The 12,108-nt window shown below is 42.2% G+C and carries 14 protein-coding genes; 9 read left to right on the forward strand and 5 right to left on the reverse strand.

Annotated elements, in window-relative coordinates; translation table 11 throughout:
• Positions 1-275: 275 nt before the first annotated feature.
• On the reverse strand, positions 276-638 hold the full coding sequence (locus DP114_RS08255; protein ID WP_169266130.1) for a single-stranded DNA-binding protein: 363 nt from the start codon (positions 636-638) through the stop codon (positions 276-278).
• Positions 639-999: 361 nt separating this feature from the next.
• Here DP114_RS08255 and DP114_RS08260 point away from each other — a divergent pair, with 361 nt between their 5' ends.
• The 4 genes from DP114_RS08260 (at position 1,000) to ribD (ending at position 4,931) form a co-directional block, all read left to right on the forward strand.
• Complete coding sequence (locus DP114_RS08260) at positions 1,000-2,007, forward strand: rod shape-determining protein (RefSeq protein WP_171975871.1); 1,008 nt, start codon at positions 1,000-1,002, stop codon at positions 2,005-2,007.
• Positions 2,008-2,090: 83 nt separating this feature from the next.
• Entirely contained in the window at positions 2,091-2,900 is an 810-nt protein-coding gene (gene mreC / locus DP114_RS08265; RefSeq protein ID WP_169266128.1) for a rod shape-determining protein MreC, read from the forward strand.
• A gap of 4 nt (positions 2,901-2,904) precedes the next feature.
• Positions 2,905-3,522 (forward strand): rod shape-determining protein MreD, encoded by a 618-nt coding sequence (gene mreD, locus DP114_RS08270; protein ID WP_169266127.1) that lies wholly within the window; start codon positions 2,905-2,907, stop codon positions 3,520-3,522.
• A gap of 230 nt (positions 3,523-3,752) precedes the next feature.
• Positions 3,753-4,931 (forward strand): bifunctional diaminohydroxyphosphoribosylaminopyrimidine deaminase/5-amino-6-(5-phosphoribosylamino)uracil reductase RibD, encoded by a 1,179-nt coding sequence (gene ribD / locus DP114_RS08275; RefSeq protein ID WP_169266126.1) that lies wholly within the window; start codon positions 3,753-3,755, stop codon positions 4,929-4,931.
• Positions 4,932-4,971: 40 nt separating this feature from the next.
• On the opposite strand, the gene DP114_RS08280 is transcribed toward ribD, so the two are convergent.
• Positions 4,972-5,190 (reverse strand): hypothetical protein, encoded by a 219-nt coding sequence (locus tag DP114_RS08280; RefSeq protein ID WP_169266125.1) that lies wholly within the window; start codon positions 5,188-5,190, stop codon positions 4,972-4,974.
• A gap of 534 nt (positions 5,191-5,724) precedes the next feature.
• Here DP114_RS08280 and DP114_RS08285 point away from each other — a divergent pair.
• The 3 genes from DP114_RS08285 to DP114_RS08295 are packed head-to-tail and all read left to right on the forward strand — an operon-like array spanning position 5,725 to position 9,631.
• A complete protein-coding gene (locus tag DP114_RS08285) occupies positions 5,725-7,119 on the forward strand; it encodes a 3'-5' exonuclease (protein ID WP_169266124.1) in 1,395 nt (464 codons plus the stop codon).
• The gene (locus tag DP114_RS08290) at positions 7,116-7,823 is read left to right on the forward strand and encodes a DarT ssDNA thymidine ADP-ribosyltransferase family protein (RefSeq protein ID WP_169266123.1); all 708 of its coding nucleotides are present in this window, start codon (positions 7,116-7,118) and stop codon (positions 7,821-7,823) included. The genes DP114_RS08285 and DP114_RS08290 overlap by 4 nt, the downstream gene beginning before the upstream one ends.
• The gene (locus tag DP114_RS08295) at positions 7,820-9,631 is read left to right on the forward strand and encodes an ADP-ribosylglycohydrolase family protein (RefSeq protein ID WP_169266122.1); all 1,812 of its coding nucleotides are present in this window, start codon (positions 7,820-7,822) and stop codon (positions 9,629-9,631) included. The genes DP114_RS08290 and DP114_RS08295 overlap by 4 nt, the downstream gene beginning before the upstream one ends.
• An 84-nt stretch (positions 9,632-9,715) precedes the next feature.
• Here DP114_RS08295 and DP114_RS08300 read toward each other — a convergent pair whose 3' ends face one another.
• Positions 9,716-9,982 carry a hypothetical protein gene (locus tag DP114_RS08300; RefSeq protein WP_171975872.1) on the reverse strand — a complete coding sequence of 89 codons (267 nt, stop codon included), beginning with the start codon at positions 9,980-9,982 and terminating at the stop codon, positions 9,716-9,718.
• 17 nt (positions 9,983-9,999) lie between these two features.
• Between DP114_RS08300 and DP114_RS08305 the strand changes: the two genes are divergently transcribed.
• Together DP114_RS08305 and DP114_RS08310 are read left to right on the forward strand one after the other, a co-directional pair.
• A complete protein-coding gene (locus DP114_RS08305) occupies positions 10,000-10,473 on the forward strand; it encodes a TspO/MBR family protein (RefSeq protein ID WP_171975873.1) in 474 nt (157 codons plus the stop codon).
• Positions 10,474-10,619: 146 nt separating this feature from the next.
• Complete coding sequence (locus DP114_RS08310) at positions 10,620-11,093, forward strand: TspO/MBR family protein (protein ID WP_171975874.1); 474 nt, start codon at positions 10,620-10,622, stop codon at positions 11,091-11,093.
• A gap of 9 nt (positions 11,094-11,102) precedes the next feature.
• On the opposite strand, the gene DP114_RS08315 is transcribed toward DP114_RS08310, so the two are convergent.
• On the reverse strand, positions 11,103-11,810 hold the full coding sequence (locus tag DP114_RS08315; RefSeq protein WP_171975875.1) for a M15 family metallopeptidase: 708 nt from the start codon (positions 11,808-11,810) through the stop codon (positions 11,103-11,105).
• A complete protein-coding gene (yidD, locus tag DP114_RS08320; protein ID WP_171975876.1) occupies positions 11,807-12,067 on the reverse strand; it encodes a membrane protein insertion efficiency factor YidD in 261 nt (86 codons plus the stop codon). Before yidD ends, DP114_RS08315 begins: the two co-directional genes overlap by 4 nt.
• Positions 12,068-12,108 lie beyond the last annotated feature (41 nt).

Raw genomic sequence — 12,108 nt, forward strand, 5'->3', positions numbered from 1 at the left:
ATTTTAGATTTTGGATTTTGGATTAAAGCTTCGGCTTCGCTCAGCTTTAACCCTTAGCGTTCGCCCTTGGCGTGTCCGAAGGACTCAGCCGAAGGGTTAAAATCTAAAATCAAAAAAAAGGTTTCAAGCCCCTGACTTGAGTCGTGGAGAAAAATAAATTTTCTTGGGATCTCAAGCCCCTGTCTTCGGTGATATGGGGTCAATCCTTCGGCTAAGCTCAGGGTTAATCTAAAATCTAAAATTCAAAATCCAAAATTGATTGACTTTTTACTAAATTAGAAATTATCAGGACTCATATCTACATCCGCATCTTCGACATCCCGTTTAGAACCTAGCAGTTGCAGCTGATCCACGATGATAACGGGTGTGGAGCGATTTGCTCCTGTGGCGCGATCGCTCCAACTATCAAATTTTAAGGAACCCTTAACAGCAATTTGTTTGCCTTTACGCACGTAATCACCTGCTACCTGCGCTGTTTTTCCCCATAATTCCAGATTAAACCAATCAGTATGTTCGCTGTCTCTTGTACGCCGATTGACTGCTAGTGTCAATTTACACTTGACACTACCTGACTCGAAATACTTCATATCCGGGTCAGTTCCTACACGACCAATGAGGGTAACGATATTTATGCTCATGTGCAATTTTCAGTACAAATGTATTTGTATTGTGAATACCATAGTAGCCAATTGCTATATTGTCTAGCATTGCGTTCCATAAAAAATAATTACAGTTGCCAAACACATGATATTAATCACTCTGTGGAAACTCTAAAACAATACGGATACACTTATGCCGCCTAGGAATATAGAACAATGGAAGCCTGAGACTGGTCAAAGATTACGAAAAATATATAAAAAGATAATCTAGTTTACTGGACTCAGGTTAAAAAACATAATACGATCCTGCACAATTCTCATTTGTGGCAGTACTGAAAAAATATCAAAATTAGGGGGCCAACGCGTGGGTCTTTTTAGTAAATTTTCCTTATCGCGGGATATGGGTATTGACCTTGGTACCGCAAACACCCTCGTTTATGTATCAGGTAAAGGCATTGTTCTGCAAGAACCTTCCGTAGTGGCGATTGACCTAAACGAAAAGGTTCCAATAGCAGTTGGAGAAGAAGCAAAAAAAATGCTCGGTCGCACACCTGCGAATGTAATTGCAGTGCGCCCCTTGCGTGATGGTGTCATCGCTGACTTCGATACAGCAGAAGTGATGCTAAAAAGCTTTATCCAAAGAGTCAACGAGGGCAAATCTCTAGTATTACCAAGAATTGTCATTGGTATTCCTAGTGGGGTAACAGGGGTAGAAAGAAGAGCTGTCATGGATGCGGCTTCTCAAGCTGGGGCAAGAGAAGTTTACTTGATTGATGAACCAGTGGCTGCAGCAATTGGGGCAGGACTACCTGTCACTGAAGCAACAGGCAATATGATTATTGATATTGGTGGCGGGACAACAGAAGTTGCCGTGTTGAGCCTGCAAGGGACAGTGCTTTCTGAATCAGTACGTATTGCTGGAGATGAACTGACCGAAGCCATCATGCAGTATCTGAAGAAAGTTCATAACCTAGTCATAGGGGAACGTACTGCTGAAGACATCAAAATTCGCATAGGATCAGCATATCCCACTCATGATGATGATGAGGCCATGATGGAAGTTCGAGGCTTGCACCTGCTTTCTGGTTTACCGCGAACTGTCACAATTAAAGGGCCAGAAGTACGTGAAAGTATGTCGGAACCTTTGTTGGTGATTATCGAAGCGGTGAAGCGGACTTTGGAACGCATCCCGCCAGAGTTGGCATCAGATATCATTGACCGAGGAATTATGCTAGCTGGTGGAGGTGCGCTGCTCAAAGGAGTAGATACCTTAATCAGCCATGAGACTGGAATAGTAACGCACATCGCTACTGACCCATTAAGCTGTGTTGTTATGGGCACAGGTCGTGTGTTAGAAAATTTCAAGCAGATGGAAAGAATTTTCAGCGGGCGTTCTCGCAATATGTAACACAAGCGCTATTAGATATTGGGTTCGATAGCGTTGCGGGAATCCAATATCTTAATTTATATTACAGCTAAAAAAGGTTTCTTATGTTTACGGCACGTCGGTGGTGGGAGCGCAGAGGATTACAAATAGGGTTGCTAGGTATAGTTGTTGGTGGTGCTTGGGTGCTTCGACAAACTCAAGGTGCTCTAATGTTTGAGATATATGAAGGGATAACCCGTCCAATTCAGATGTTGCAGACACCACCTGCTCAAGAAGAACGTTTCAAAGGTGGTCAGCTTTTGGAACTGCAAACCCAGATCACAGAACTGAAAAACCAAAATAAAAAGTTAAAACAGTTATTAAGCTACGTAGAAAAAGAACCTCCATCATCCCGCCCCATTGTCGCGCGAGTAATGACGCGTGGTGCTGACAACTGGTGGCAACAAGTGACTCTCAATCGTGGAAGCCTTGCAGGTATTCAGGAAGGTTATATCGTTAAGGCTGATGGTGGATTGGCGGGTCTGATAGAAAGCGTAACTCCCAATACTAGCCGTGTGCTGTTAATTAGTGATCTCAAGAGTCAAGTTGGTGTAACAGTCAGCCGCACAGGGGCAAAGGGTGTTTTGCGAGGAGATTCCTCTGCTGATGGAGTCCTGGAATTTTATGAAAAAGTCCCAAATGTAAAACCTGGAGACGTAGTTACTACATCTACCTATAGTCAGAAGTTTCCTTCCGGATTGGCTATCGGACGAGTGAAGTCTTTAGATTTAAAGAAACTTCCCGCATCAGTGGGGAAAGTGGAACTTTTCCCGTCGATACGCTCTTTGGATTGGGTGGCGGTATATCCTAAACCACAAACTCAGAAACCAGAAAATGTCGGTTCTGTCAATCAAAAGTCAGAAAAATCTAAATGAAACAATGAGGACTCCTCAATTACAAAGCACTAGCAAAAAGAAGCCAAAACCGCCAAGACGAAAACCCAAAATTCAAATCGTCGCGCTTTCTCGTTGGCACCCGCGCTTACGTCAGTTCACTGATTGGGCGATCATAACTGGATCAGTCATGTTATGCTTACTGATGCTGTTAATCCGAATTCCTGGTATGGAATTATTGGGAATAGGACCAAACTGGCCTGTGATTTGGGTAGTAGCTTGGAGTGTCAAGCGCTCAGCTTTTAGTGGCGCATTCGCAGGTGTTGTTTTGGGTTTACTACAAGATGCTATGACATCACCTGATCCAACTCATGCTTTGAGTTTGGCGGTGGTTGGAAGTCTAACTGGTCTGTTGCAGAAGCAGCGTTTTATACAAGAAGATTTTATTTCTATTGCCTTAATTGTCTTTGGTATGGCACTATGGTCAGAGACAATTTTTGCATCGCAGTTGATTTTAATGGGCGATCGCAATCCGGCAGATGTCTGGGCATATTTTCAAAAAGTCGCTCTTGCCTCTGCCATTCTCAGTAGCCTCTGGGCACCAGTACTTTATTTTCCCCTAAATCGCTGGTGGCAGCAACTAAAATTAGCACAACAGTCATAAATCAGTGAAGAAGAATTCACCAATTCAGAAATCTTCTAACAAAGTACCAAGTGCGGAGTGTGGATAATCTGGGTTTAAACCCACAAAGGAGTGAGGAGTGAGGAGTCAGATTAATTGACTCTTCACTCCTAAATTTTTCTGGAATATACGCATCCTTATAACAAAATAATTCAAGCTAGAGTAAATTCATCTTTTGTAACTACAAGATTATTACTCTCTTGCTAAGAATTATGGATAATTTACCAATGATCGCTCAACCAGATGCTTTGATTGCAGGGTCAGGATTTCACGATGATTCACATCCAAAACAAACACTGGGAAGTGACTTTGACCACGCTATGATGCGGCGGTGTATAGAACTCGCCCGTCGCGCTTTAGGACGCACTTCCCCAAACCCAATGGTTGGGGCGGTGATTGTCAAAGATGGCGAGATTGTTGGCGAAGGGTTTCATCCGCGTGCTGGTGAGCCGCACGCAGAAGTTTTTGCCCTGAAAGCAGCAGGTGAAAATGCTGGTGGAGCAACGATTTACGTGAGCTTGGAGCCTTGCAATCACTATGGACGTACTCCCCCTTGTTCAGAAGGATTGGTAGCCGCTGGGGTCGCTAAGGTGGTTGTGGGGACGGTTGACCCTAATCCACTTGTTGCAGGTGGTGGTATCGCCCGTCTACGGGCTGCGGGGATAGAGGTTTTGGTGGGAGTCGAAGAGCAAGCTTGTAAAAAGTTAAATGAAGGCTTTATCCACCGCATTCTCCATCATCGACCTTTTGGTATTTTAAAATATGCCATGACTTTAGATGGCAAAATTGCGACGACGACTGGTCATAGTGCTTGGGTGACAAATAAGGATGCTCGCAGTGAAGTTCATCAATTGCGAGCTGGTTGCGATGCGGTGATTGTTGGTGGAAACACAATTAGACAGGATAATCCTTATTTGACTAGCCATCGCGAAGGAGCACATAATCCCCTGCGGGTGGTGATGAGCCGCAGTTTGGATTTACCTCAAAACGCTCGTATCTGGGAAACTGCAGAAGCTCCCACTTTGGTTTTCACAGAAAAAGGAGCTAATCCCGATTTTCAAGAGTTGTTGCGGAACCTGGGAGTGGAAGTGGTGGAGTTAACACCACTCACACCAGATAAAGTGATGGCGTATTTATACGAGCGAGGATTTTGCAGCGTGTTATGGGAGTGCGGTGGTCTTTTAGCTGCTAATGCGATCGCCCAAGGAGCAGTACAAAAAGTTTTTGCTTTTATTGCTCCTAAAATCGTTGGTGGTGCTCATGCTCCTACACCTGTGGGTGACTTAGGTTTGACCTCCATGAGTGAGGCGCTATCCTTGGAACGTGTAGAGATACGGGTAGTTGGTTCTGACTGTTTGGTAGAGGGTTATTTGCCGAGTCATCAGTTATGAGTCATATGAGTCATGAGTCATCAGTTATGACTTTTGACTTTTAGGAATACTGACGTTCTTGAGCCAAATCACGGATCAGTGCTAGCCGAGATTTAACGTAGTCACTGAGAAAATCGCTTTCATGACAATCTAGCAAAGCTTGGGTTTTGATTTGTTTGACCAACCAGTGAACCAAGCTAGCATCATCGAGCTGCAATAGCGTCTTAGTTTGTGTAGTTTCCACTACAGACCAAAGCTGACGCATAACTTTGGGAGTCATTAGACCTCCATTGAAGATAGCCAGTGCTGTTTTCAGGATACACAATTGTGGTAGTAGGTTTTAGTCTTAATGTAGAGGCTGACACAAGTGTTATTAAAAACTTAATATATTGAGTTATAAGTTGATAATCATTCAGGATTAATAGTTTTAAATAATACCTGAACAAAAGTAGTATTGTTTTGCGCTGCATGAGTTTTGACTTTTTGCTTGTGTTGTTCTGCGTCTCAACGTCTACCTGTGCTGTACGTTCGCTTATTTTTCAGATTTTAGACAATTTTGTAAATACTTGTTAAGCACACAATCAATTTTATTTTGATTGAGTAGTGAAACCAAATATGCTGATTGCCCAGTTTGAGAAACTTGGTTTTTTCAAGCTTTACTTTTGTTTACAAATAACCGATGAAGGAGAGCCAACAAAAAAGCTTAGCCTTCAATAATTGATTGGGCACTTTTTATGGCGATCGCAACTTTTACCCAATACAGCCAGCTACTGAAAAGTTATAGTAGAAATTAAAACTAAGCTTCCACGAGATAATGAGTCTACCTCAGCCAATTGGTCGCCAAAAAGAGGTGCTATATCTACCAGCACGGGGGCACTTCGCTGTTTTAGGAACTGCGGGAAGTGGTAAAACAACACTTGCTATTTTGCGATCAGCTTTTCTTGGTAATCCAAGGACTGAACATTGCGGCAAGACGTTGTTAGTCACATTTAATAAAGCGCTTGTAACTTACCTAAAACACCTTCAAGACATCAAACTAGTCAACGTGAAGATCGAGAACTACCATCTCTTTGCGAGGGGATATCTCGCTTTTCGCAATAAAATGTCTCGTTATGCGATTCTCACTCCAGATGATCGCGAGGCTTTAGTGAAGCAAGCGGTAAACAATCTTTCATGGCAGTATAGTTTGCATCCTCTTTTTGATTATCCTGTAGAGCTTTTTTCAGAAGAAATTCGCTGGATAGCACACTATGGTATTACTACTTACGAAGAGTATCAAAATTTGGATGTATCTAGTGATAGAGAAATGCGTTTTAAGGAGGAAGAACGGGAGTTAGTCTTTGAAATCTACCAGACTTACCTAAACCTGCGTCAGCAAAGCGGTAAAAAGTACGACTGGGACGATATAGCGACTACTGTTTGTGAAGAATTCGATGCAGATACATCAAAACGTTTATATAAGCACATCGTAATTGATGAGGGTCAGGACTTTTCGCCACAAATGATTCGCTCCCTTGCCTCGGCTATTCCTGCAGATGGTTCACTGACGTTCTTTGGAGATGTAGCACAGCAAATATATGGACATCGTATATCTTGGCGAGATGCAGGACTTGATATCCGACAAGTTTGGGAATTTAAACAAAATTACCGGAACACCAAACAAATTGCTAAACTTGGACTTGCTATCTCAAAAATGCCTTATTTTAAAGGTGTCCCCGATTTAGTGGAACCAGTTTCACCACCTGCTGACGGTGCGTTACCAACAATCGTTGAATTTTCTTCTCCTGACCAGGAAATACTGTTTGTCGTGAGCGAGGCTATAGCGCTAGCTAGAATGCAAAGCGTGGCAATTCTTTTTCGCGATCGCCAAGATGAAAAACTTATCGGACAATATTTACCAAAAGGAACTATCCGTCTGCATCGAGAGATGACAACTTGGCAAGCCGGGGCTGGTATTAGATATGGAACTTATCATTCAGCAAAAGGTCTTGAATTCGACGCAGTTATTTTGCCATTTTGTAATAATAAGAAATTACCAGACCCCGAAGCAGTAGAAGCTTTCGGTGAACCAGATGCAAGCGCCCAAGATGGAAGATTATTGTATGTTGGTGTTACCCGCGCTAAAACACGGCTGATTATAACGTACTGCGGTGAAATTACTAGTCTTTTACCAAGTGATACCAGCCTTTACGAGAGGGTGAAAAGATGATTGATTCGATTAAGCGTGAAGCTGAACGTCGCAGTATAACACGTCTTTGTCATTTTACCCCATCGCGCAACCTCGTTCATATTTTGACAGGTGAAACGGGAATACTGGCAACAAAACATTTACAAAAAAATGAGCGCAGTGTTTTTACACAAACCGATTTAGAGCGACTAGATAGGCATGAAGGATACATATGTTGTTCAATTCAATATCCCAATGCTTGGTATTTTGATAAGGCGAAATCAAAGGATATTCTATTCAAAGATTGGGTTGTACTGTTTATCAACCCTAAGTACCTTTGGATGTCTGGTACTCGTTTCTGTCCACGCAATGCTGCATCGGGTTATGGTAGAGGTATTGTTGAGGGTGAACAGGGGTTTAAAGCTATTTTTGCTGATGCTATTCCTGGAGCCTATGGAATAACTAGAAAGCGATCACCTAATCACTTAGTTTGCTGTCCAACAGATGATCAAGCAGAGGTACTAATACCTGACCAAATTGGAATATCTGACATTTTAGCGATTGCAGTACCAAGTGAAACGCAGGCAAAAAACGAAGCAGTACGCCTTGACATCCTGGGTATTTCTGAAGATAAATACAAATTCGTAGTAGCACCAGATTTATTTAATAAATACAATTTAAGCAACTTGATTCGCTCAGGAAAAAGACCAGATGAAAGACCTTGGAAAGTCGGGGAGGAACTATGATTAGTAATGAACAGCACCTACATACAATCTCCCTTATGACAAAAGGACAAGGTGCATTTCTTGGCGCAGCTGTTGGTGATGCGTTGGGATGGTCTCAAGAACCAGAAGCTAAGAGAATTGATAAAAAGACTTCTTCTCCAGCAGAAATTTTAGATAATGGATTCCAACAATGGGTGCGGAAGTCAGGGGGGCAATACTACCCTCATCACGAAGTTATTCTTGCTGGTGAATATAGTGACGATACGCAGCTAATTCTTTGTACTGCCAGAAGCTTACTTTATGGCGCACGGTGGTGGCACCATTTCACTAAGCGGGAATTACCAATTTGGACTTCTTACGAACGTGGTGGAGGAGGAGCAACAAAACGATCAGCGCAGCAATGGCTTGCAGGAATAGAGCCTTGGTCTTCTCCTGATAAGGAGAAAAAGCGATATTTTGGTGCTGGTGGAAATGGTGTGGCGATGCGAATATTGCCTCATTGTTTGTTAGGTGCGACAGAAACTAATTTTGAAAACATTGCGAAAAATATTGTTGCTAATGGTGTTACAACTCACGGACACCCCAGAGCTTTGGTGGGTGGGCTTGCTTACGGTTTTGCCATTTGGGTAGCATTACGAGAGACGAATACTTTGCAATACGGTGCAATTCTTGAAAAAGTTTTATCTGAAGTTAATTATTGGTCTGTTTTACCAGATTTAAATGATATTTGCCCGAGTTGGAAAAATTCAGCTTTCCAAACAACTGATGGACAATATGACGATTCTTGGCAACACACTATTAAGGAGATGTTGCAACTTCTTGAGTTATGCCAAGAGGGAATGAAGCAAGGAGCGCTCTCGATTGAGCGAGAAGTTCTTACTAAACTTGGATGCTTTAATAAAAGTGTCAAAGGAGCAGGAACGGTAAGTGCTGCGGCTGCCATATTTCTGGCATCGCGTTTTGCCGCAAATCCGTTCTATGGTCTTTTAGAAGCAGGATTCGCTCACGGTGCTGACACTGATACGATTGCGTCAATGACTGGTGGAATTCTTGGTGCTATAGCGGGAATTGAATGGCTAGGAAATTACGCAGTAAAAGTTCAAGATGCAAACTATATCCGAGATATAGGAGAACATTTAGCCAGAAACCAAGGCGATTCACAAACTCAACAAGCAGATAATTTCACAATTCAGAAAACGCATCTAGATGCTTTCGTAAAACAAATCGAAGTGTCAAAACCTGCTGATAGTATATTGATTCCAGATGGAAGAAAAGCCCAAATATCAGCTTCTGTAAATCATCAGTCTATATCTAAATCAACTGTGGCGAAATCGTGGAAACTGACTACTGCTGAAGGTCAGTCTTTATATGTCAAAAAGCTTTCACGCCCTAAAAACAACACAGAAATTAACTCTCAGTTAAAATCTATTAGTGTCTCTGAACAGAATTTTGAATTCCAACAAGTTAATATTCTCCATGTAGGAATTGAAATTCCAGTTAGCAATTTGGATAAATCTCGTTTTTTCTATGAAAAAGTTTTAGGGATTCAAGTAGAACAAGAATCAAAGTTGTTGGTAAGATGTGGGAGTATTGTATTAATTAATATAGAATATTATAAGAAAAGACATGGCTTTTCTTCAGGGACTACTAAAGCACCTACTACTCACACGATTGACCTTGAAGTTGAATCACTCGATGAAGCTTATAATAATGTGAGCAAAGTAGAAGCAAAAATTGTAAAAGATATTTCAAAAAACCATGAAAGACGTTACTTTTATTGTCTTGACCCTGATGAGAATCAAATTAGAATTTTTGAAGTAAAGTTTTAATCAAAAATTACAAACTTTATGGCGCTTCATTTTGGCTTCGCTAACAATGTTCTCTCCAAAGGATAAAGCTCCCACTATTTTTTCTTAAGAAAACTTCTTCTTATGCTCATCCCACCAACCAGTGATTAACTCTTTGGCAACACTACGAAAAGGAAATATACTAGACAGCGGCTGGGATTGACAATAGTTCGCCACCTGCCAAAGTTGCATGGCGGTACTATTTGGGCAGAAAGTAATCTTTCGCGTGAGGCTACCGCTGATGATCGTACAGGCGAATTCTGACTCAGGTATGATGGGCAATCTACCTCTAAGCTGACAGAATCGCAGTATATGGCGTGATAATAAAGCCATACAAAGGATGAACAGTCATGATTAAATCGTGGATGGTGATTGGGGGAGTCGCTTTTGTAGTAGCGTTGGGTGCTAACATTATTACTCCAGGCGATCGCAAATGGTTCAAACGTCTGCAACGACCGAGATGGCTCACTTTTGAAGCAGCGATTCCAGTTATTTGGACTATTATATTTATTTGCGGTGCTTGGTCTGCTTATATTGTTTGGGAACAGAACCCAGGAACCACCCCAACTTGGGTGCGCATGGGATTGTATCTACTTCTGGAAATTCTGACTATTGCGTATACCCCTGTCATGTTCCGGCTTCGCAGTCTTAAAGCTGGTACGATTCTCGGCGGCGCGGGTTTTATTGTAGGCATTATATTAACACTTGCCGTTTTACCTGTTTCTGGTTGGGCAGCACTACTCCTGGTTCCTTACTTGCTTTGGAGTCCAATAGGAACATATACCACTTGGGCAATGGTTCGACTGAATCCTCAAGATGCTTAAAACAGTGAACAGTGAACAGTAAACAGTGATAACTAATAACTGATAACTGGTTGAAATATTCCAACCTACGGTTGATTAAACCCAGATGCCAAATTGTGACAATTGCCTTAAATAGATTGACAAAATTATCAAAAAGTGCGTTAACTATGATTCAATCTTGGATGGTAATTGGGGCTGTGACTTTTGCGATCGCAGTTGGTACCTTTTTCATCACGCCTCGTGATGTTAAGTGGTTTGCACAGTTAACTCGCCCCAGGTGGTTGGTTTTTGAGCCGCTGATTCCGTTGATCTGGACTGTTGTATTTGTTTGCGGTGCTGCTTCTGCCAATATTGTTTGGCAAAAAAATCCAGGAAGTTTGATAACTTGGCTCCTGATGGGTTCATTTGTTCTACTAGAAATTATTACCATCTCATACATTCCAGCAATGCTTAGATGGCGGAGTCTTAGAATTGGGGAAATTCTTGGATCAGTTGGTGTGATTTTAGGTGTACTGCTGACACTCTCTGTTTTGCCGATTTCTAAATTGGCAGCGTTGCTACTTCTGCCATACTTGGCTTGGAGTCCAGTGGGAACCTACACAACCGAGGAATTAATCCAGCTTAATCCTAAAGATGCGTAGGTGCGTTATCTATACAATGCGTCCGTAGCGTGCTACCACAGGATTATTTGGATTGGCTTCATTATTCAGCCAAGCCCACATCTGATCTCCTAGGGAAAAATGCCACCATTCTCTTGGATTGCGTTGAAATCCAGCTTTTTCCATAATTAAGCACAATAGCTGGCGATTGTCATGATATTGCTGTGCGAGTGGATCAGAAGAATTAGCAAAGTAGTCTGGATGCGATCGCTCTGACATTTCATCTATCGGCGAACCCATCTCTACAATTTCCCCGGTATCATCTACTAGTGTCACATCCACAGCTGCACCCGTACTATGAGGAGGCGGAGTTTTTTCATCCAGACTAGGTTCAGCCCAAATTTTATAAACCTCCTCCCAGATGGCTTGACTTTTGTCTGGGGATAGTTCATCTGTAGTAAGTCCCGCCATTTGCAAAGCTTCGCCAAAAGCGTAATTCACCATAAACTTTTGCACAGCCACAGGACGATAACCATCAAAAATTTGCAGACGCCAGTGGGGACGCAGCAGCTGGAGGTAATTTTGGGCTGATATTAAGTTCTCAACAACGCTTTCGCGAAGAAAATAAGGAGAGTGTTCACCATAAGGTGCACCCAATTTTTTATAAGGATGAGGAGATTCCACCGCGAACAGTTCTAAAGGAATCTCCACTAACATTTCACCACATTCGATTATTGGTATTTTATGATAAGGTCTCATTCGTGATGTTGACAGCAAGATGACTGTTTTGTTGATGTTCTTGAGGCTTCCGGAACTGGATCGTAGCCACCCGGATGAAACGGATGACACCGCAAGATACGCCGAATTGCCAACCAACTACCGCGCCAGACTCCAAAACGTTCAATTGCTTCAATAGCATACATTGAACAAGTTGGTTGAAAACGACAAGTCGGGAGAAATAGCGGCGAGATAAACATTCGGTAAAAGCGAATCAGCAAAATCAATAATAATTTCATTGCTGTCACCTAGATCTAATAAAGTAGTAACAACAGTTATA

The organism is Brasilonema sennae CENA114, from assembly GCF_006968745.1.
GTDB classification, from domain to species: domain Bacteria; phylum Cyanobacteriota; class Cyanobacteriia; order Cyanobacteriales; family Nostocaceae; genus Brasilonema; species Brasilonema sennae.